The organism is Flavobacterium sp. 140616W15 (assembly GCF_003668995.1).
Taxonomy (GTDB): Bacteria; Bacteroidota; Bacteroidia; order Flavobacteriales; family Flavobacteriaceae; genus Flavobacterium.
Genome location: NZ_CP033068.1, coordinates 1,107,990 through 1,129,583 on the forward strand (window position 1 = coordinate 1,107,990; position 21,594 = coordinate 1,129,583).

Annotated in this window: 16 protein-coding genes; 5 read left to right on the forward strand and 11 right to left on the reverse strand. The window is 35.4% G+C overall.

Going from position 1 to position 21,594, the window contains the following annotated elements:
• Positions 1-225: 225 nt before the first annotated feature.
• From EAG11_RS04835 to EAG11_RS04845, 3 genes are all read right to left on the reverse strand, one after another.
• The gene (locus EAG11_RS04835; protein WP_129538153.1) at positions 226-1,431 is read right to left on the reverse strand and encodes a hypothetical protein; all 1,206 of its coding nucleotides are present in this window, start codon (positions 1,429-1,431) and stop codon (positions 226-228) included.
• Between the two features lie 93 nt (positions 1,432-1,524).
• Positions 1,525-2,385 (reverse strand): AraC family transcriptional regulator, encoded by an 861-nt coding sequence (locus tag EAG11_RS04840; protein WP_129538154.1) that lies wholly within the window; start codon positions 2,383-2,385, stop codon positions 1,525-1,527.
• Positions 2,386-2,668: 283 nt separating this feature from the next.
• Positions 2,669-3,379, reverse strand: coding sequence for a hypothetical protein (locus EAG11_RS04845; protein WP_129538155.1), 711 nt, complete (start codon positions 3,377-3,379; stop codon positions 2,669-2,671).
• A 350-nt stretch (positions 3,380-3,729) separates the two neighbouring features.
• Here EAG11_RS04845 and EAG11_RS04850 point away from each other — a divergent pair, with 350 nt between their 5' ends.
• Both EAG11_RS04850 and EAG11_RS04855 read left to right on the forward strand, forming a co-directional pair.
• On the forward strand, positions 3,730-5,397 hold the full coding sequence (locus tag EAG11_RS04850; protein ID WP_129538156.1) for an AraC family transcriptional regulator: 1,668 nt from the start codon (positions 3,730-3,732) through the stop codon (positions 5,395-5,397).
• Between the two features lie 116 nt (positions 5,398-5,513).
• Positions 5,514-5,690: a histone H1 gene (locus tag EAG11_RS04855; protein WP_129538157.1), complete on the forward strand. Its 177-nt coding sequence runs from the start codon at positions 5,514-5,516 to the stop codon at positions 5,688-5,690.
• Positions 5,691-5,988: 298 nt separating this feature from the next.
• Here EAG11_RS04855 and EAG11_RS04860 read toward each other — a convergent pair whose 3' ends face one another.
• The 8 genes from EAG11_RS04860 to EAG11_RS04895 all read right to left on the reverse strand — a co-directional run bounded on the left by EAG11_RS04860 (position 5,989) and on the right by EAG11_RS04895 (position 13,974).
• A complete protein-coding gene (locus EAG11_RS04860; protein WP_129538158.1) occupies positions 5,989-6,564 on the reverse strand; it encodes a hypothetical protein in 576 nt (191 codons plus the stop codon).
• A 36-nt stretch (positions 6,565-6,600) separates the two neighbouring features.
• Positions 6,601-7,470, reverse strand: a complete 870-nt coding sequence (locus EAG11_RS04865; protein ID WP_129538159.1) for a phospholipase D-like domain-containing protein — start codon at positions 7,468-7,470, stop codon at positions 6,601-6,603.
• Between the two features lie 68 nt (positions 7,471-7,538).
• A complete protein-coding gene (locus EAG11_RS04870; protein ID WP_129538160.1) occupies positions 7,539-8,090 on the reverse strand; it encodes an SLATT domain-containing protein in 552 nt (183 codons plus the stop codon).
• Positions 8,087-8,989: a hypothetical protein gene (locus tag EAG11_RS04875; protein ID WP_129538161.1), complete on the reverse strand. Its 903-nt coding sequence runs from the start codon at positions 8,987-8,989 to the stop codon at positions 8,087-8,089. The genes EAG11_RS04870 and EAG11_RS04875 overlap by 4 nt, the downstream gene beginning before the upstream one ends.
• 256 nt (positions 8,990-9,245) lie before the next feature.
• Complete coding sequence (locus tag EAG11_RS04880) at positions 9,246-9,761, reverse strand: hypothetical protein (protein WP_129538162.1); 516 nt, start codon at positions 9,759-9,761, stop codon at positions 9,246-9,248.
• Positions 9,762-9,979: 218 nt separating this feature from the next.
• Positions 9,980-12,616 (reverse strand): sacsin N-terminal ATP-binding-like domain-containing protein, encoded by a 2,637-nt coding sequence (locus tag EAG11_RS04885; protein WP_129538163.1) that lies wholly within the window; start codon positions 12,614-12,616, stop codon positions 9,980-9,982.
• 170 nt (positions 12,617-12,786) lie between these two features.
• On the reverse strand, positions 12,787-13,431 hold the full coding sequence (locus tag EAG11_RS04890) for a hypothetical protein (RefSeq protein WP_129538164.1): 645 nt from the start codon (positions 13,429-13,431) through the stop codon (positions 12,787-12,789).
• 288 nt (positions 13,432-13,719) lie between these two features.
• Complete coding sequence (locus tag EAG11_RS04895; protein WP_129538165.1) at positions 13,720-13,974, reverse strand: helix-turn-helix transcriptional regulator; 255 nt, start codon at positions 13,972-13,974, stop codon at positions 13,720-13,722.
• A 514-nt stretch (positions 13,975-14,488) separates the two neighbouring features.
• Between EAG11_RS04895 and EAG11_RS04900 the strand changes: the two genes are divergently transcribed.
• From EAG11_RS04900 to EAG11_RS04910, 3 genes are read left to right on the forward strand one after another with little or no spacing between them, the layout of a single operon-like run.
• On the forward strand, positions 14,489-17,512 hold the full coding sequence (locus tag EAG11_RS04900) for a SusC/RagA family TonB-linked outer membrane protein (protein ID WP_129538166.1): 3,024 nt from the start codon (positions 14,489-14,491) through the stop codon (positions 17,510-17,512).
• A gap of 11 nt (positions 17,513-17,523) precedes the next feature.
• Entirely contained in the window at positions 17,524-18,912 is a 1,389-nt protein-coding gene (locus tag EAG11_RS04905) for a RagB/SusD family nutrient uptake outer membrane protein (protein ID WP_129538167.1), read from the forward strand.
• On the forward strand, positions 18,913-21,567 hold the full coding sequence (locus EAG11_RS04910; protein ID WP_129538168.1) for a prolyl oligopeptidase family serine peptidase: 2,655 nt from the start codon (positions 18,913-18,915) through the stop codon (positions 21,565-21,567). It begins immediately after the preceding gene.
• Positions 21,568-21,594: the final 27 nt, after the last annotated feature.

Below are 21,594 nucleotides of genomic sequence, written 5' to 3' on the forward strand. Positions count from 1 at the left end.
TACCCCGTCTGGACTTCACTGGACCTCCAGTAAAATCTGGAAAAAATAATTTAAAAAAATACAAAATTTTTCAGTGTTTGATTTATTGCTAGAAAAATGGAAGACTTATAATTACCCGATACGGGGTATAATGCTGGTTTGAATATGCTGCTGGGAGTTGTAATTTGAAATGCGCAGTAAAATATAAAGAGCAGAAGACTTCAAGTTTTCTGCTCTTTGTGGTTATTAATATTCCCGTATTTGTTTAATGATCCGCTGCAGGGTTTCCACAGCGATCTCCTTATCCCTTTCCTCTGCGACATAAGCTTTACTGCGCATCGAATCAAAGGAGAGGTTCTTTTTAAATGGTGTTGATAGAAACGGCACAATGGTTTTAAAAACATGGTTCATTGATTTTGAAACAAGAATTTCAAGTTCCTGGCAGGCTCGAAGTATCAGTGCGGTCTGGTCGGTAGATAACCGGCATAGGATCTTTTCTTCTCTGCTGACTTGATTTTGCTGTGAAACTTTTTTATTTTCAGAAGGAAAGCAAACAACAGCTTTAAGATTTTCCTTTTTTTCAAGAAAATTAATTTCCTGTTTAAACCAGTCCAGCAGTGCTTTCTTTACATTTTGATGGTCACAATTAAGGGCCGCGGTCGCGTTAGCTGCAATTTGGTTAAGCTCTTTAGCATACAGCAGCAGCCATCCAATGCTGTCGGATGCCTGTTCAAATTGGCTGATTTTCATAGATATGGCCTGGGTATAAAAGTTGATAAAAAGTTTGCTGTTGAAATTCATATAAATAAGCGTCTGCATTAAATCGGTATGAATCAGGTCTTCTCTTTTATTTATTTTCAGCGATTCAAGTTCTTTAAGCAGCTCTTTATAGTAGAGTATTTCTCTAAGGGAGACTTTTTTATTTTCTTTAGCATTAGCAAAGCAGTACAGCGTATTAAAAACAATCTCTGCAAGCATCTTTTCGTCCGGGTCAAAATGCAGACTGGTTCTGAGTTTATCGATTCTGAGTTTTATTTTCTTATAGGATATACTAAGATAGGAAACAGGTATCTCGGAATCTAAACTTATAAAGCGGGCAAATCTCGACTCCAGAAAATTTAAGAGTTCGTCCAAAGCAGCAAGCAGGGCAGTAGTGACTTCTTTGAGATCCTTTCTTTCTGTATGGGTGCTTTTATTGATAACAATCAGCTGATCCCAAAGACTGATCAGTGCGGAATGATAATTTTTTACCAGCACCTTAATATGCTTTTTTTTACTGAGTGAAAAAACGCGGATAGTAAACTGCGTTTGTATGAATTGTGTTTGCTCTGCAGCCTTATTGATTATGGCTTTAGACTCAAGGGGAGTAAGGTTGCTTATGGCGCTTTTTTTCGGATTTAAATTCAGCGTCACTACTGAGTCCAGCCATTCTAAAAGATAGGTTTGATTCATGTTGCTTCATTTTTAAGTAAATATTATTTCAATATTGTATTGAAAATACTCCAAATCAATGTCTGTACACATATCAAACCCAAATGGAATTATTTAGTACTGGTTCAGCCTTATTCGGTATTCAGATGGAGATAAAGAAGTATGCTTTTTAAAAAAATTACTAAAGAAAGAAGTGTTTGCAAATTTTAGTTCTTCAGAGATTTTAAGAATGGTTAAATCACTGTTTTGAAGCAGAATCTTAGCTTCGAGAATTAATGCATTTTCAATGCACTGCTTGGCCGTTATCTCTGTAATTTGTTTGATTGTTTTAGTGAGATGCCCTGAGGATATATTCAGGGCATCCGCGTAAAACTTGACACTATGCTGTGTTCGGCAGTGGATTTCCAGTAATCTGAAAAAATGGACTGCTGTTTTTTCCGTGCTGGAATATTTTACCCTTTCATGCCAGGTAGCTTTATAATAATGGCTGGCAAGTTCATAGAGAAACAGATTAAAACTCAGCAGAATCAGCTCTTTTTTAAAAAACCTTAAATCAGGCATTAACAGCCTGGAGTTCACTATTTCCAGTAAAACCATCAGGTTATTCATCTCCTTTTTCTTTAAGAAAATTTTAGAGGCATACTGGGCAGTGAAGAAATTAAAATATCCGATATGAGGCCATCTGATGCTGTTTTCCAATGCAAATTCTGATGTAAAAGATACAATCGAAATGCATAATTCCCTGCTCATTAGCAGAATTTCGCAGTTTGCTTTTTTAGGAATAACTGCTGATTCGTTAATGAATAAGTGTACTTTTCTGCTGTTGATGCTCATCGCCGCCGCGCCTTTATTTACAAGCAGCACAGTAGAATGATCTTCCGGAATCAAATTCTTTAATGCGCGCTTGGAGGTTAAACTTTCAAAAACGCACAATTGAATCCCTTCAGTTTTATAGTTTGATTTTCTAAATTCCAAAGTGTTTTTTTTTAAGATTAAAGGCCTATTTTCTAACTGTATAGTTTTGCGATCAGCGAAACACAGATAAACAGCATATTTGACATCCCATTTATAAATAAGAGATATATCAATTTCCTGAGGGAATCCATTTTAAGGGTCTCTGCAAGAGAGACACAGATGAAATCATTATCAAACAGTATGGATAAGATGAGGTATATCGTTGTCAAATTAAATAGTATCAGAAAAACGTAATAACTGTATACTATCTGTTTTTCAAAAAGTAAAATCCAGTCCATGATTTTTATTCTGTAGTGTTGCTGCTGAGAATCCCCGCGAGTAGTGATCTAGTAACTGCAGTGGCAGAATTGCTTAAGGCTCCCTGAACGGCACCCACCCTGTTTCCCACAGAGGTTTCCCAGTCTTTGTCTTTGCGTTCTGATGTGTAATAAAGAGAATATCGGGTGATGGCTGATGAAGTAAGGATTATTCGTTTTTCTTCAGCTGTAAACTGCTGGTTATTGGTAACAGCTGCCTCAAAAGAGATGATGGATTGATGAATGACATCATAGTCATTGTTCTGCCAGAGTGCGGCAGAGAACATAAAATCTGACAGACAGTTTTTTGAAGTCGTGGACATCGAAGAATTTGCAATAATCTGCTCAAGCTGCACTTCAGGGGAATCGACCATTTCTTGTATTTCCTGGAGATTGGCGGGATAATAAGAAGGCAGGTTTTGAAGATCGCTGTTCAGAAATGAAATAGAATCAATTTTATTGCTGACAGCATTTATAGTGTTATCCGAAAAATTGCCCGAAAGATAGGCGTCCAGTAAGTCATTGTGAATTTTCCCAGCAATGTCATACGCATTGGCCATATTCTCAGGATTCAGCCCTGTATACTTTTTTGAAGTGGCATCCTTTTTTTTGAAAGTAGAAATTGAATCTTCACGAGCATAGTCGTTGGTGCATGAAAGGGCCAGTACCGCCAGCATGCTGATTAAAAAGGTTTTCATGATTAAAGTGTGTTAAATGGAAGGACTTTTCAGTCAGTTCATTTCACCCGGGTAAGCAGAACTTTAAAACAGCACGATGCCGTTTTTCTTGCTTTTGAATTCACCGCAAATCTATCATCATCAATTCAGCCCTGCAACCTCTTAGCTGTGGATTTTCGGAATTTCAACTATGGATTTTCCGAAAATCAACACCCTGTTTTTTAAAAGTTAATCCTTTGTTATCAATATATTACGTTATATTTGAAGCTCTTTTTTACAGAATGCTTTACTTATGATCTGCTGATCTGAAAATTGTATTAAGGAAAAGCATTTTTTTGATAAATATTGTTTCATTTTTTAATTATCAGCCTATGCTTAAAATACAATTAGGACTTCTTTTTTTGTGTCTGGCCCAGCAGGTTGCTGCCGGCTGGAACCCGCTGAAATCACCTGACACGCTTCAGGGTAAATCCTACGATTATTTATTTGATCGGATTGAAGAATTTGAGGACAGCAACAGCCAGCCGGTTTATCTTGCGTATTTCCTGGGAAAAGCCAAAAGGGAAAAAAATGAGCAGGAAATCATAAACGGATATAAAAACTACCTTCATTATGCCCCTGATAAATTAAAACTGGTTTATGCCGACAGTATGATCTATACCGCCAGAAAGTCTGGAAATGATGTGCTGATCGGTTCGGCTTATCTCTCAAAGGGAATTGTCTTTTACTCCTTTAAAAGATATAAGCAGGCTTTAGACCATTATCTTACAGCGGATAATTTTATTTCTAAAACAAAAGATGATTACCTAATTTATAAAGTCAGGTATAATATAGCCCAGATTAAGTATTACTTAGGGTTTTATGATGAAGCTGTTCCTTTATTTAAACAGTGTATTGCGTATTTCCACGCACATAACGCCAGAGCGTACCTCAATTCATTACACTGCCTTGGCCTGTGTTATAACAGGATGGGAAATTACGGCCTCTGCTCTGAAATAAACGAAAAAGGGATTCAGGAGGGCCGCAGACTCTCCAATGAGGATATGAAAGTGTATTTTATGCACTCGGAAGGAATCAATCAGTATTTTAAAAACAACTATGCTGATGCCTTAAAAAACATCAATGCATCAATTCCCGGAATAATTAAAAATAAAGATTTTGCAAATGAATCTGTGGGCTGGTTCTACATCGGAAAAAGTTACTGGGATCTTCACAAACAAGAAAAGGCACTCCCTTACTTTATGAAAGTAGACAGGATTTTTAAAAGAAAAAATTACATTCGTCCGGATCTTAGGCAGAATTATGAACTTCTTATAAAATATTACAAAAGCCGGCAGGATCTCAGTAAAGAACTTTTTTACATCAAAAAACTACTCAAAGCCGACAGTGTGCTCAGTAGCCGATATGTTTATCTCTCGGGCAGAATACACAAAGTCTATGATACAAAAGTGCTGATAGCCGATAAAAACAAAATTGAGTATTTATTTAATAAAAGAAAGCACAATGATATTATTTTCAGCAGTATTACCATTGTGCTGTTTTCAGGACTGCTCTATTTTGCCGTAACACATTTCAGGAGTAAAAAAAATTACAAATTAAAATTTGAAGAAATAATGAATAAAAAGGCTTCTTTGCAGCCTCGAGTGCAGAGCAGAAACGGAGGAAAAGTCATAGATGATATCAGTAAAGAAACAGTAGCGCAGATACTGCGCAAACTCGATAAATTTGAAAGCGATAAAAAATTTCTTTTAAAAGACCTAAATGCAACCAAACTTGCGGCAATTATAAATTCTAATCCGAAATATTTATCTAGTGTGATAAGGAACCATAAAGGTAAAAAGTTTGTAACCTATATCAGTGATCTTAAGATCGATCATATTATTACTTTATTGAAGGAAGATAAAAAAACAAGAAAATATTCAAATAAGGCGCTCGCTGATGAAGCGGGATTTAGCACTACCCAGAAATTCGTGCAGACTTTTCATGCCAAAACCGGATGCCCGCCCTCCTTTTTTATTAAGGAAATTAACAGGCTATAGGTATAGAAAAATTGTTTTTTACAACAGTCAGTACTGATCTGTGCAGTTTTATGCTTGTGGTTTGATAAACTGAAGTAAAAAGCTATTTTTGCGGTCTTAATTTAATATAAAACATCATGAACGATTTACTAGTAAAAATCAACGCGGAACTTGAAATATTCAAAACAGAATCTGAATCTTTAATTGAAAAAGGTGTTAAAGCGGCAGGGGCAAGAGCCCGCAAATCAACACTGGAAATTGAAAAACTGTTGAAAGAGTTTAGAAAGGTTTCTATTGAGGAGTCTAAGAAATAATTTTTAGCAGTCTTACTTACTTTTAAAAGAAGAGAATGGGGTTTTTAAGCCCCATTTTTTTTTATGCTGTTTTTATTTTTTTAATCTGATTCTGCCGGTTGATTCTTCATATTTTTCTTAAGAGGAACAATAGCATTGCTTTTAATCAGGATTATTATGTTTTTTCATTAGGCAGCCTCTCCCGCTTTACGCTGCAATCTTTTGTGTCGAACTCCGGCACAAAAGGATTTCCGCTGCAATCGGGGCTGGAGAGAAAACATTGTACTTTTAAGCAAAATTTGTTTTTTAGTGTCTACAGCTAGCTAAATTTTATTTTAACATCTAATCTTTCTTCCATCTTGTCTGCTTTTTTATTTACTTTTTGAACGATGTAGTTTGAACAATGTTCAAAAAGACCAAAGAATTTTTCATAGTCGCTCACTGGTTCCTTGTAAGTTATGGTCTGGCTTAAAGTAATTTCATCTTCGACTTTTTTCTGAAAAACTATTGCAAGTTCAAAATCACTATCGCCATTATGTGCTATGTATTCATTACGCATATCCATTAAGTCCAAATGAATTTCTTTTAATTTCGGTTCATTTTTGAAAACATCTTTGGGATCCAAAGATACTTTTCCGCTACCAGAACTTGAAAAACATTTTGCATAGGAGAGGATTGAATTTTTAAACATTCCATGAGACAGAACAAATTCTTCAAATTTATCGAAAGGATATTTTTCGTTGAATGTTTTAGAGAATTCTAGCGAATGCTGCGCTTCCAAAATCTGCATTGCTAAATTTGTCCAGGAATTTAAATACTTGGTTTCATCTTCGCTGATGACAAAATTTTGATCAGTTAAGCTTTTTAAATTCTCAGTTAGATCTTCTTTTTGCATAGTTTATTTCTTTAAGCACTATTAGTTAATCTAATTTTAGTTGTCGTAATAAACTCCAAAATCATGATCCAGTGAATCTGGCAGTCTATCCCCTACGAATTTATTTTTCCAGAGAATGCGGGTTTCAACGTCGTCATTATCCTGCCAGTCAACAGTTGACTTTACTTTACCGATTGCATGAATATCTAAATCTGAATGGGATGCTAAATGCTGATAAAGATATTCTTCAATATGATCGTATTCAAAGTCATCGCTGGCTCCGCTTAATTCATTAATAAGTGTGTATATCTGGCTGTCCTGAACGCATTCTTCGATTTTATCAAATTCCAGACAATTGTTACATACGCAGATTACATCTCCGTATGTTTCGGAATATTCTGTGCTTTGCTCGCTGAACACTAAAACGTTTAAAAGCTCACCATCGATGCAGTTTTTGCAGCGCGAAAATTTCTGTAATTTTTTTATTGTTTCCTTTTCAATTTTTAGAATAGCATCGAATTCGCGAAGAAACTTTTTAGCTTCTGAATTGCAATTCTCAATTACAGTCAGATTTTCAAAACTTTTTGCTGCGTTAAGCGACCAGTTAAAAGAACCATTTAAAATAGTTACTCCATCAATTATAGCAAATTTGTGATGCATATGATTATTGTTACTGGGCATTTGCAGTAATTTTATCACCGCACCTTTTTTTTGAAGGTTTTTGATACAATCCATATATCTTCGATTAGACGGATTGTCCGTGCAGATAATTTTAAGTTGAATTTCTCTTTCTAAAAGAGCAATAAAGACATCATTGTACAGTTCAAAGTTTATCCATGCTACCGCTGCCACAACTTCTTTTTTTGCCTTTTTTAATTCTTCTTCTATTATATTTTTATGATCTTCGAAATAGGCAGTTACTTTCATTTTTTTAATATTTAAATTCTATTTTTTTAGACTATGTGCGACATTATTGCCAACGTTAATTAAGAGTACTAATTAACTATAGTCTCTGTTTTTTTTTGATTAGGAAGAAAACCAAGCTCTTCGGGATATTTGTTTAATGATTTTACACGTTTTTTTCCTTTCTCAAAATTACGTGGCGAGACATTCAAATATTCCATGTTTTCCCAATCCTTCCTGATAGATTCAATTTTTTGATTGAGCTCGTATTCTAATAAATTTCCAGTCAAAACGGTTTCAATTTTATGTCTAAGTTTTTCATAGCTATTGCCTAATTTTCTATGCGCTTCTGATTTTTCGCCCGGTTTAAGAAATGTTTGTAAGCCCGTCAGAATTGCTACGATTGTAGTTAACAGCGGGATCATAAACTCATGTTTCAAAAGGATTGGAAGTTTTTGAAATGTATCTGGCTCAAGTCCAGGAAATCTGTAAGAACAAGCAATTAAAGTGGATAAGGCAAATGCCGAAATACCAATATATTTTTCACGATTTGACCAATAAATTGATTGATCTATATTGGCATACTCAAGTTGATGGATTTTTCTCATCCAGTCCAAAATCATTTTACGCTTTTCGTCAGTCATAATAGGTCAATTTGTTTTTTTTCAATTTTATCAAGTAGGTATTTTGGGTCAATATGCATTCTTCGATTGATTTCTGATTCTTTCTGATTTGTCGGACCAACCACGAAAGAACGATCCACCAATCCATTTTTAGCAGTAAAACAAAAGAATGCTGCAGAAAGACCATCATCGTCAGCAGTACCAGAATTATGATAATTTTCGGCTTTAATCTGATAACTACCTCCGCTCATATAAATCTCGTGACTAATCTGCTTTATATTTACATAAATATCATCGTTTGATGCGGTTGAAGTATGTCGATTAATGTCGCTTAAAGATTTATTGTAATTTATCGTAAATCTTATATTTGAAGCAGGCACTTTTGATTCTTCAACTAAATACCGATCGTTAATTGTTTTCCCTGTAATAATCCAACTGTGTGCATGGAATGAATGTGTGTGAATAGAGAAATTTTTTGACGCATTCTGGTCAATATATTGGTCCAATGACTTATCCCAAATGTGCAAACGAATAAATTCAAACTCAGACATCGGCTCAGTTACTTTAAATAAAGGTATTGAGAGGAAACCTTGAGAGCCAATTGACGAAATAGTGTCTTCACTTCTTATTATCCTAATAGAAGAAGAAATATACTTCCATGTTTGCTTAAGATTCAATATCATATCGTCTTCTCTGGATTTTTGAATCATAAAGACGCCTAAAATTCTATAAGCTAAAGATGCTAGATAAACATCATCGGTGTTTTTAGCCAATTCTTCAAGTTTATAAATATCTAGTTTATCGTTTAGAAATAAATCTCCCGGAAAGTTCTTTAAAGTCGGTAGTTTGTTTTGGCAATCAGGAGGATAACAGGTTTTAATACCCTTAATATAAAGTTTAAAATTTTCAATGTTTATCATTTATTGTTATTTTGGATTTTCAAAATATTACTTCACATTCTGATACTACGGACGATTGGTGATTAAATTAAGCCCTGTTTTGGGATTTGTCAAATCATCCCAAGTATAAAACCAACTTTCCATTCAGCGAAACCCAAATTGCTTGTAGTGTGCGTTACGCGTTGTGCTTATATCTACAAGGTTTCTCATTTCAATTTTAGGTTCAGCAGGCAGTTTTAATTTTCGCTTTTTGTTATTAAGACAATTTGCTTGTTATTTAAGTAAGTTTTTTACATTTTTGAATTATTTCCTCTATATTTTCTTTTGAACCATTTAGAAAAAATAAAGAAATTAGTAGAGGAATAGCTAATATAAATAAGTAAGATAATGAAACAAATAAAAAAGTACCAATGTCATCTGCATCTTGATAATAATAAATAGTAAACTTAATAATGCCGTAAAATGCTAAAATAGAGGTTGATATGCTTATTAGGAATCTAAATATTAATTCTAAAAAGGATTTTTTTCTTGTTTCTATTTTTGGCTGTTTTCTTGATGAATGATATGTTTCAGAAGGCTTTGTATTATTTGCATTTTCTTGATTCCTTTGAAGAGAAAAAGTATAAGCAAAAATTATCGTAAAAAATTGTAAAATCATTAATGGAGATGTATTAACCATACAAATGGTAAATATTATTAGGAGGAAGGAAACAATATTCAAACTTTTAAAACTAATAAATCCTCCAAAATAAATAATTAAAAAGACGACAATTTGGAATATTAATACTTGCATTTTTGCTATTTAAAATTTATTTTAGTTTTCTGATTATTAGTTATTTGTGGTGGATAACGCATAACGTCTTGGCGCTTGATTGAGGAATAAAGAGGCGAGATTTTTCGGTTAAACACAAATTTTCCAAATACAAAACCATCTTTAAGTTCATCCTAAAACCCCAATCTCGCCAAAGGGCTGTTGCCGGTTCGTTCTTCTCTTCTGCGACCATGTGCCCATTAGTTAAGTAATTTTGTTTTAAAAACGTCAAAATTATCTTGACCCCAAATGTTTCTTTGAATTGCAAACTTGTAACGATACTTACTGTATGAACTTAAAAGGGCATCTTCAAATTCAACACTTATTCCAACCTCTGGTGCTTCAAATGCTAAAGCTTCCTTTATTTTGTTCGATAGTTTTAATCCAATAGTTTGGTCAAATTTGGCATTATTTAGAAAATAGTTTTGGTCGATATGTTCTCCGTTGTTAGGTATAATACAAAGAAAATAATTATCGGGATGAGCATTGGCTTTTTTGGCTTGCTTATGTGTCATGTTTATTTGATTTTCTGTTGTTCTAATTGATTTTAACTCAATGTAAAAACGTTTATCGTTTGCAGGATTTGTAATAATGAAATCTTCTTCTCCTTCAACTTTTTGAATAATCAGCCTGTTATCGTTGTTAATTAGCTGATGAAATAATGTCTCAAAAATATCGCCTGTTTCCTTCTTGAATTTAAACTCTTCTTTTTCTTTCCGTAAGTCCGCAAGAACTTGTTCACCCAACCTTATTTTAAGCTCCAAATCTGGGTCTTGAAGCAGAGCTATTTTGGTTGCATCAATGTTGGATAAATCTTCAACAGATATTTTTCCATCACGGTCTTTTTGCAGAAGATCAGTTATGTGTCTTATTTTACTTTCGTTTGCTGTTTTGTATAGTAAAGTTTCCGTTCTAAGTCCTTTAAAATGTTCTTTCGCTTTATAATGATTGTCATTAAGCCAATTTAGTAACCGAGAAAAAACATCCCTTAATTCATTAGAGGGGTTTTCTTCTTTCAGCAAGTCTTTTATTGTGTCAGAAATTGTAGTTCCTATTAAGGAAAGTGTTTTCGTTCGTGTTGATGGAAGTTCAAGAAAAATCTTTTTATCTAACATATCGTTACGCCAATCAGTTACTTTGGATGTTACTTTTGATATGTCTGCAAGAATTATTTTAAGTTCTTGGTCTATTGTGTCATCATCAAGAAATAGCTCATCTTTCTTTTTAAAAGTTCCAAATTGGTTTGGAAGTATTTGACTATCGGTAATATTTAATAGCGATGCTTCTTCTTTATTTACGAATGCCACAAAGTTATTGAGCCATAACAACGTTTCATCTTTTGTTTTTGAGAGAGCAATTTGTAAATTTTCAACCGTTTTGTATGATGATATTAGTTTAGTAAATGAGTTAATATTATGCTTTGGACAGTCGTCCCAAATTACACCATACCAATTGCTTGATTGAACTTTTTGAGGAATTCTATTTGGAAATAGAGCATTCATAAAGTCCCAAAGTTGCAAACGAACATCTTCTTTTAATTCTGACTGGAAATATACTTTTTGTTCGTTTAGGGAAATTGGTAGGCTCTCTCCATTATCAACATCAACTAATGGAACTTGTTTTATGTAATTCTTTATAGGTGTTTGAATTTTTTCCTTGAACCAAGTTGAGTTAAAGTCCGCAATAAGTAAACTGTCTTTTAGAGATTTAAACAGCAAATATGTGTCCTGCCATTTTTGAGTAGAGGCGTAGTTCGTAATTGATTGAAATAAAGGAACAACTTGTTCTAAAAGGCCTTGATTTGTTTTTCCTTCGATTGTGTCAGCTAACCAAATCCCATCTCTTTCTTCTTTGGGTAAAAATGAAATACTATTAATGGCTAATGGAAATTTGAAATCATTAGCACCAATTAAAGGAAAGGGGCAAAACAATAAAGGTTGATGTTCAATAAATTCCTTTATGTATGTTTTACCATTCAATTCATAAATTTCAACCGCAATATCAACAACACCGTCAGAACATATTATTAAATTAATGATTTCCGCTTTGTTTTGTCCATTTTCAAAGGTCTTTTTTTCTATTGCAATTAGCTTGATATTTTCTGTTAGTTGCTTCGTTGTCTCATCAATTTTGTGATAAGTAATAGTAGAGTTAGAAATTTGATTTAGTATTTCAACTGATTGTATTTTAGGTATAAATGCTAATGCAAAAGGAAGTGAAACATCAAAATCTAAAATTGACTGTGTTGCTAAATGTAAACTATGAGTGTCTAATTCATATTTAAAAGAAGTTTCAAAATTAGATGAACTGTATTTATAATTCTGAATTTCTGTGCGTTTTGCTCTAAATTCTTGCCAAGTATTATTTATACTCTCAGCAATTTGAGGTTTGTCAGAACCTGAACGATCAAGAGTAAAATTAAAGTTAAGGGCTTGATCGTCTTTTAAGTAAATACCCTTTACTTGTGTTTTTTTTGATAGAATATGTGTAGCTAAAAAGCCTGTTCCAAATCGTCCTGATTTGTCTGAATTTTCTTCGTCTCCTTTGTCTGAATATGGGAATACTAAATTTTTTGCGTCTTGATAGCGAAATGGATTTCCATTGTGCTGAAAATCAATAAATTCTTGTCCATTATTTGACCCAATTATTAGTTTAACAGAAACTCTTTCGTCAGGTTTAACAGCATCTTTTGCATTTTGTAATAATTCCCAAAACCATCTTCTTTTTGCAATTTCAGGTCGATTACGAACTTTTATTAATTTGTCATTTATGTCCTTTGCTGAAAGTTTGAATACTACTTCAAATAATTCTTTTACTTCTTCTTCGTTATATGTCATAATTTGTCGTCTTGCTGTTTTTTAGAATGACCGGTAAAGTTCTGGTACTACACGGGTTTCGGACTAAATTAAGCCCTTTCTTCGGATTTGCCAAGTCATCCCAAATACAAAACCAACTTCCCATTAAGCCTATTGCCCAAATCCGTTGTAGCTGTTGCGCAACGTTCTAATCACATATCTGCTAATGATTTATAATTTAAAATATTTGAATTTTTAATTAGTGTTGTACTCATATTAATCCATTTATTTGATAATATAATATCGTTAGGCGTTTGTTCCCCTCCACTTTGAAAAAATCTAGGTCTTGTAACATCTTTAATGATTTCTTTTCTAACAGATTCATCGTCGATCTGTGGCAAATAAAAATTTTCGGATGCATGATACTCGGTTGGTATATTATCACTCAACCCTGGATTTAATAAATATAAACTAAAAACCTGACCAACTAGTTTTATATCCTTTTTATGGACTCCATTTAGCGAAAGAGAAAATACGCATTCGCGAACACTTAAATTTAAAAACATTGAATTTCTATATACACCCGAATTCGAAAGTGTATCGGATTTAGCTAAATTAATAATTTTCCCTATAGATTTATCAACCTTATAATTCATTTTAAATCCATCTTTATCAGTTATATCCTGATTTTGGTTAGCCAGATATTCCTTCAATAGAGCGATATCTACATCATCTTTTATTAATGAAGTGGAGTTTTCCGTTTCAGTTTCAGGAACAGAGTTTTTCTTTTCCTTACAACATGATAAGAAAATAATAATAATTGTAACGGCTAAAAAATGCCTAAAAGAAAATTTCATATAATATATATTTAAAGGTTTTGTTTTTCGTTATTTAAAGAATGTTGCCCAACTTACTTATTTCGGTAATAAAATCACTTCAATAAGTTCTATTTTGGTTGGCTTTATATCATAGTACAAATTTCAAGACTCAAACATACTAAACCAGTTTTGTTTTATTTTACGGTTTTCCATAATCAGTAAAATTATTAAGTTGCAAAATAATTCTTTTAAAAATGAAAAGACTACCGTATATATACCTGTTTTAAATTTTATTGAGCATAAAAAAAGATGCCTTAGCATCTTTTTTTATGTATTGTCGAATATATCACTATCAAAAAAATCTTTAAGTGTAATTCCTAAAGCTTTACAAACTCTGCCGATAGAATAAATGGTCATTCCTCTTCCAATCTCCAGTTTTTCCCATGCCTGAAAATTTTGTCTATCTATCTCAACATCTTTCGATAGAGTAGACTTATTTTGGCTTGCTTTTTCTCTTAACTCTTTAAGCCTTAATTTAATCTGATCTCGTAAAATTATATCCTCTGGTCTTAAATTTCCCATATAGCAATTTCATTTTTTTTATATTTTTCACGTAATGCATTTGCATTACATATTTTTTTTCTATACTTTTGAATAGAATTATTAAATTTGCGATACTTCATTTGAAAATATTTGAAGCATTCGCTTTGAATCCTGCTCCTAAAAACTGGTAATTTTCGTACGCGCAGGACGATAAGTGTAAATGCTCACGCCTTAAAGGGCGTGGGCTCACTTATTCGCGTACGGGTATACCAGTACCTTAGGAGCAATAAGCTGAGTACCTGCCCTTTTTATTTTTAAGCAAATCCTTCAGCTTTCATTCATAGCACCAATCTTCATTGTTTTTTTAGGCTCGTAAAAATTCTAATTAGTTTAATTAACCAAAATTTAGTGCCCATGATTTAACAAAAATGGTAGTCGATACCATAGAACTTTCAACTTACCGCATAAAAAATGACCCTCTACTTCGTCTCGCAAACTAGTATAGAGGATCATAGCTAATTCAACCAATGTTTCAATTAACCAGTCCAATATTATGAATAATTTTTCATTTTACAAGGATGGGAAAGCTCTTTATTGCCTAATTTTTATAGGGCTTATATTGTCTTTCTCATCTTCTTCAGCACGAAACTCAAATCGGAGTTTCAGTTTTATTTTTCAACAGCAGCAACTTCAGGGTGTTATTACTGACGGCAATGCTCCACTGCCTGGTGTAACTATTTCAGTCAAGGGCAGAGCAGATGTCAACTCCATGACTGATTATACGGGGCATTATTCAATTTCCGCCGGTATTAATGATACTCTTGCGGTTTCGTTTATAGGTTTTAAAACAAAGCTTATTCCAGTTTCGGGACGGTCGAAAATAGACGTAATCCTTCAATACGATACAACAACGCTTCAGGAAGTGAGGGTAAATGCAGGTTATTATTCTGTTAAAGAAAGCGAGCGTACTGGTAGTATAGCGCGGATTACATCCAAAGATATAGAGAATCAACCTGTGACAAATGTTCTAGCAACAATGCAGGGGCGCATGGCGGGAGTAAATATTACCCAGACCACAGGTGTTCCCGGTGGAGGTTTTGATATCAAAATCCGTGGACAGAACAGCCTTAGATCTGATGCCAATGCCCCTTTGTACATAATTGATGGCGTACCATATGCTTCCGCACCAATCGGTTATAATCAGACCGCTACAACTTATCCTACTACCACAAGTCCCTTAAACAGTATCAATCCTGAGAATATCCAAAGCATTGAAATTTTAAAGGATGCTGATGCAACGGCTATTTACGGATCAAGAGGCGCAAATGGCGTGGTGCTGATCACTACAAAAAAAGGGAAGGCAGGTAAAACCGTCTTCACAGTACAGGCATCCACTGGAATAGGAAATGTGACAAAATTTATGGAACTTATGAATACAGAGCAGTATCTAAGTATGCGCCGCCAAGCTTATAAAAACGATAACATAAATACTTACCCAGCGAATGCTTATGATATTAATGGAACATGGGACCAGAACCGATATACCGACTGGCACAAAGAGCTTATTGGAGGCACTGCCTTAATAAATACATTGACAGGATCCGTTTCAGGTGGTTCTCAAAAAACGCAGTTTATCTTATCTGGGAATTATTACACGGAATCTAGCGTTTTTGCCGGTGATTCTAGATATAAAAAAGGTGGCAGCCAGTTTAATTTGAACCACCAGTCAGATAATGACAAATTTCGTCTCACGTTTTCGGCAGGATATAATGTACAGGATAATAAACTGCCAGCTTTTGATTTTACAAGCGATGCACGGACTCTTGCCCCTAATGCACCGGCACTGTACAACGCCGACGGAAGTCTGAACTGGGCAAACAAGACATGGAACAATCCCCTTCGAAACCTAAATGCGGAATTCAAATCTAAAACAAATGATTTTGTATCCAATGCGGTACTGACTTATGAATTGATTCCCAATCTTTTTATAAAAAGTAATTTTGGTTTCACAAACCTTTCCACAACAGAAACACGAACATCTCCGTCAACCATATACAACCCCGCAAATAATATCACTAGCGCCAGATCGAGCATCTACGTTAATAACACAACGCGTTCATCATGGATTGTAGAGCCACAAGTAAACTATTCGAAGGAAATAGGAAATGGAAATATGGATGTTTTATTTGGGGCAACTTTCCAAAGCCAAAATTCAGCAAGTTTGTATCAGACAGGTAATGGGTTTGCTTCCAACAGCCTAATATATAATCTTTCAGCCGCATCCTATATCACAATTCTTCTCGATGATGAAACCCAGTACCATTATCAGGCTCTTTTTGGGCGAATCAACTACAACTGGCAGCAGAAGTATATACTGAACCTCACCGCCAGGCGCGACGGCTCAAGCCGCTTTGGTCCGGGGAACCAATTTGCGTTGTTTGGGGCTGTCGGTGCAGCCTGGCTCTTTTCAAAAGAAAATTTCTTAAAGAACAGTTCGTGGATCAGTTTTGGAAAAGTTCGTTCAAGCTATGGAACCACAGGAAACGATCAGATAGGGGATTATCAGTATTCTGATAGCTATACAGTCTCTGCAGTCGCTTATAACGGTACGGCAGGACTGCAGCCTACAAGATTGTTCAACAAAGATTTTGGCTGGGAAATAAATAAAAAATTTGAAGCTGCCCTGGAACTTGGTTTTCTGCAGGACAGGATTTTTACAACTGCGTCATCGTATCAGAACCGTTCATCCAACCAGCTTACCGGAATGCCAATTGCCGCTACTACAGGATTTACTGTCCTGCAGGGTAACTTGGATGCGGTGGTTGAAAACAAAGGACTGGAACTAACCCTTAGGACAGTTAATATAAATTCAGGCAGTTTCAACTGGACAACAAGCGTTAATCTCACATTTGCGAAAAATAAATTAATTCGTTTTCCAGGTTTAGAGAGTTCTTCCTACAGCCAGCAGTACAGGATTGGAGAACCTTTAAATATAAGGCTGCTTTACCAGTATAATGGCATTGACCCTCAGACCGGCATTTATCAATTTGAAGACCTCAACGGAGACGGCAAAATATCTTTTCCTGATGACCAGCAGATTACCGCCGATCTTAACCCAAAATATTACGGAGGACTTCAGAACCAGTTTTCCTACAAACAGTGGAAACTCGACTTTCTATTTCAGTTTGTAAACCAGAAAAACAGGGCTTATTTAAATGGCATTCCGGGACAGTTGCTCAATCAGCCCTCAAGAATGGCAGACAGCTGGACGGACATTAATGGCCAGGCACAGTATCAGCTCTTCTCTACGGGCACTAATAGTGCCGTGGTAAATTCGAGTTACTATTACTCCAGAAGCACGGCAAGTGTGGAAGATGCTTCCTATATACGCCTTAAAAATATTGCGCTCACTTATGATCTTCCCCTCCTTGTAAAAGATATGCAGTGCAGGTTTATGGTGCAGGGACAGAATCTGTTCACTTTTACAAAATTCAAAGATGGAGATCCTGAATTTACAACCTCCGGATATCTGCCTCCCTTAAGAATAATAACAGCCGGCATACAGCTGACATTTTAAATCCGAACAAAATGAAAATAAATCTTATAACATCCACAATACTTCTGTCTTCAATGCTATCCATTATGATGCTTTCATGCGATTCGTTTACAGAGGTAAATCTTCCCAAATCACAGATGACTAGTGAAGGAGTGTTTAATGACTACGCAACTGCGGATGCGGCGCTAACCGATATTTACTCAAAAATGCGAGATACAGGCATCCTGACAGGATCCAGCTCAGGTATATCCATTCAGCTCGGTAATTATACAGACGAACTTGTTGCATTTGGAACTCCCACAAGTACTACAGTAAGTTTTTTTAATAATGCAGTCCTTCCATCAAATTCCAATATATCTGATTACTGGAATTCATCCTATAACGAGATTTATGCCGCCAATGCTGTATTGGAAGGTACAGAGGCCAGCACTGTCATTTCAGCAGAAAATAAGGCAAAGCTTCAGGGAGAATCACTATTTATCAGGGCTTTTGTCCATTTCTATCTGGTAAATCTTTTTGGAGACGTACCGTATATTAAAACAACTGATTACGCCGCTAATAGCTTCCCTGCTCGCCAAACTGCAGAGGATGTGTATAAAAATATCACCGCTGATCTGCTCAGTGCCGCAGAGCTGCTGCCGGATGCTTACACCAATACAGAGAGAATCCGTCCAAACAGATTCACTGTAAGGGCTTTTCTTGCAAGAGTTTATCTCTACAGGGGACTATTCGCCGAAGCCTCGAACGAATCCTCTGCAGTATTAAATCAAAATGCCCTTTATAGCTTAAATCCGAACTTAAATCAGGTGTTTTTAATTGGATCAAAAGAAACAATATGGCAATTAAAGCCTGCTGTTGCCGGGCAGAATACCAAAGAAGGAATAACATTTATATTTCTTTCAGGCCCTCCTGGCCTAACATCTGTAAGCGCAGAATTGTACAATTCTTTTGCCTCCGCAGACCTTCGAAAAACCAATTGGATTAAAGAGGTAAAGAACGGAAATGATTCATGGTATCATTCCTCTAAATACAAAGAACAGAATTTTACTGCTGTATCCAAAGAATACTCCATCATTTTTAGAACTGCTGAACAGTATCTAATAAGAGCAGAGGCCCGTGCACAGCAGGGCGATTTAATAGGAGCAAAAGAAGACCTCAACAAAATAAGACAGCGTGCGGGAATTCAAAACACGCCAGCTCTTACTAAAGAAGAAATCCTTTTGGCAGTCCTACAAGAAAGAAAATGGGAATTTTTTACCGAAAATGCACACCGTTTCTTTGATTTAAAGAGATCTAACAGCATTGACGCTGTACTTTCAGTTGTCAAGCCGGGCTGGAACAGAACAGACAGTCTGCTTCCTATCCCTCAGAGCGAACTTAGTGCAAACCCAAACCTGCGTCCTCAAAACGCAGGTTATTAAATGAATATTATGATCATTAATTACGATATTACTGCTTTTTACAATAGCATTCGGAAGACTCTGCTGGAGACTGTTTTTTTATTTATTTTGCCATTAGTAGTCTGTCCCTTATGGGGGCAGACGGGGCAAAAAAGAAAGCTGTTTCCTGAGGATTACAATAAATGGGGACGTATGCTTTTGGAAAAAGTGTCACCTGATGAAAAATGGGTTAGTTATAAAATGTATTACGAAAGCGGTTCAGACACTCTCTTTGTCCGAAACATAGAAAACGGCAAAACCTACAGCTTTGCAAATGGAAAAAAATCTGTATTCACAGCAGATGGATTTATCTGCATGAGCGGCAAAAAACTGCAGCTTTTGGATTTCAAAAAAGCATGTACTGAAATTATACCCTCGGTAAGTCAGTACACTTACCTAAAAAATGCTGATGTTTTAGTCGCCAGAGTATCTGATGCCAGCAAAAAATATTCTTTGGTAATCAGAAAACCTAATGGGAAAATTATTGAATCCATTCCCAATGTGCTGAATTTTTCTTCCAGTCCTGATGAAAAGCAATTGATTTACATTATTCTCGACAATAACTCAAAAGTCTTAAAACTGATGGACTTAAAAAAGGGATCCGAAAAGAAAACTATCATCGAAAGTTCTGCAGGATTTAGCAATCTTACCTGGAGTAAAAACAGCAAAGCATTCGTCTTTAATACTGAATCTAAAAAAGAAGCTGAAAGTGCACTGCATTATTTGCTTATAGATGACAACAGGCTTTTTACAATCAAAGCTGATAAACTGCAGCTAGGTGAAACAGCTTATTTTACCAATAACCAAGTCAATACGATTTTGATTTCCGATGATGCAGGAAGGGTCTTTTTTAAATATAAATCCGACAATAAGGATAAGATTCCAAACAGTTCAGAAGTTGAAATATGGAATGGAAATGATAGGCTATTGTATTTGGAGAAAAAAGTGATGGGAAAATTTTTGGCACCGGCTATGACTGCAGTCTGGAATCCCTTCTCCAATAATGTTCTTCCCTTAACCACGGCCGAGCTCCCTACAATAGCAATAAATGGGGATCGCAAACATGCACTGCTCTATAATCCACAGGCCTACGAACCGCAATGGGAGATAAACAGCCCCATAGACCTATATGTAATCAATACGGAAACAGGTGAAAAAAAACTCTGCATTGAGAAACATTCTGCAGAACTAGGAAATACAGTTGTCTCACCTATGGGAAAATTTATAGCCTATTTTAAAAACCTTCAGTGGTGGATATATAATATAGAAAAGGATACGCATACCTGTATTACCTCTAAAATAAATGTAAATATAGCCGGAAAGGTTCATTCTTTAGTCCCATCAAGCGCGTATGGTATTGCCGGATGGAGCCTGCAGGATAATGAGGTATTGATCTATGATCAATTCGATATCTGGGCTGTTAGCTGTGACGGTTCTTCCAGCAGAAGGTTGACAAAAGGCAGGGAAAAAAAGATCCGATTTACAATACCGGAGTTACTGAATAATCCACATGAAAATTATAATAGTCATACTTTTAAAACCTATAACTACGACATAAACAGAGAGCTGATATTGAAAGCTGAAGGTAATGACGGCATGACCGGCTGGTATAAATTGAGCAAAACTAAAGAAGAGAAGCCAATTGTTTATGAAAATAGGTTTCTGGACCAGCTTTTTTATAATGCAAGAAGTCAGAAACTCATTTTTAGCGAACAGGATTTCAATCTTTCTCCACGCCTGGTCATAAAATCAAAGACTGGAATTGAACAGGCATTTTTTCAGAGCAATCCACAGCAGTCAGATTTCTATTGGGGATATTCAGAAATGGTTTACTACCAAAATTCAAAAGGCAGAGAACTGAAGGGCGCACTGTTTTATCCAGCCGATTATAATCCGGAGAAAAAATATCCCATGATTGTCAATATTTACGAAATTCTACATGACAAAACCCATAAATATCTTAATCCTACATTATTGGAAAGCACCGGCTTTAACCGAACAGTAGCATCAATAGAGGGATATTTTGTATTTCTTCCTGATATTGTTGCCGAACCTGGAAATCCAGGCTCAACCATCACCGACTGTATTAACGCTGCCGTGAAAAAAGTAATCGAAAAAAATGTAATCGATCCTAAAAAAATTGGGGTTATTGGACACTCTTTCGGCGGTTATGAATCTTCGTTCCTAATAACCCAGACCGATCTCTTTGCAGCCGCAGTTGCAGGAAATGGAATTTCAGATCTGGCAAGTATGTATTTAACGGTAAGCAGAGCCTCAGGAAAGTCAGATATGTGGCGATTTGGGAAAGAAAACTGGATGATTGGAAAAACGCTCATGGAAGCTCCGCATCTTTATCAAGTTAATTCTGCGGTCTACAATGCGGAAAAAGTTAAAACTCCACTGCTTTTGTGGGCAGGAAGAGAGGACAGACAGGTTGATATGAGGCAGAGTATGGAGTACTATCTGGCTTTGCGAAGACTCGGCAAAAAAGCTATTATGCTGCTGTATCCTGAAGAAGATCATGTTCTTTTTAAGAATGAAAATCAGAAAGATTTAAGCAGACGGATAATGCAGTGGTTTGATTTCAACTTAAAGGATGACACTACTGTTGAATGGATAAAAGAAGGTTTGAATTAATTCGCAAAAAAACAATGCAGTTCAAAG

Excerpts from the sequence above, each read along its gene's own strand:
- EAG11_RS04835 (WP_129538153.1), bottom strand. The coding sequence starts at position 1,431 with ATGAATCAAACCTATCTTTTAGAATGGCTGGACTCAGTAGTGACGCTG.
- EAG11_RS04875 (WP_129538161.1), bottom strand. The coding sequence starts at position 8,989 with ATGATAAACATTGAAAATTTTAAACTTTATATTAAGGGTATTAAAACC.
- EAG11_RS04845 (WP_129538155.1), bottom strand. The coding sequence starts at position 3,379 with ATGAAAACCTTTTTAATCAGCATGCTGGCGGTACTGGCCCTTTCATGC.
- EAG11_RS04910 (WP_129538168.1), top strand. The coding sequence starts at position 18,913 with ATGAATATTATGATCATTAATTACGATATTACTGCTTTTTACAATAGC.
- EAG11_RS04885 (WP_129538163.1), bottom strand. The coding sequence starts at position 12,616 with ATGACATATAACGAAGAAGAAGTAAAAGAATTATTTGAAGTAGTATTC.
- EAG11_RS04870 (WP_129538160.1), bottom strand. The coding sequence starts at position 8,090 with ATGACTGACGAAAAGCGTAAAATGATTTTGGACTGGATGAGAAAAATC.
- EAG11_RS04890 (WP_129538164.1), bottom strand. The coding sequence starts at position 13,431 with ATGAAATTTTCTTTTAGGCATTTTTTAGCCGTTACAATTATTATTATT.
- EAG11_RS04895 (WP_129538165.1), bottom strand. The coding sequence starts at position 13,974 with ATGGGAAATTTAAGACCAGAGGATATAATTTTACGAGATCAGATTAAA.
- EAG11_RS04860 (WP_129538158.1), bottom strand. The coding sequence starts at position 6,564 with ATGCAAAAAGAAGATCTAACTGAGAATTTAAAAAGCTTAACTGATCAA.
- EAG11_RS04905 (WP_129538167.1), top strand. The coding sequence starts at position 17,524 with ATGAAAATAAATCTTATAACATCCACAATACTTCTGTCTTCAATGCTA.
- EAG11_RS04880 (WP_129538162.1), bottom strand. The coding sequence starts at position 9,761 with ATGCAAGTATTAATATTCCAAATTGTCGTCTTTTTAATTATTTATTTT.
- EAG11_RS04855 (WP_129538157.1), top strand. The coding sequence starts at position 5,514 with ATGAACGATTTACTAGTAAAAATCAACGCGGAACTTGAAATATTCAAA.
- EAG11_RS04900 (WP_129538166.1), top strand. The coding sequence starts at position 14,489 with ATGAATAATTTTTCATTTTACAAGGATGGGAAAGCTCTTTATTGCCTA.
- EAG11_RS04865 (WP_129538159.1), bottom strand. The coding sequence starts at position 7,470 with ATGAAAGTAACTGCCTATTTCGAAGATCATAAAAATATAATAGAAGAA.
- EAG11_RS04850 (WP_129538156.1), top strand. The coding sequence starts at position 3,730 with ATGCTTAAAATACAATTAGGACTTCTTTTTTTGTGTCTGGCCCAGCAG.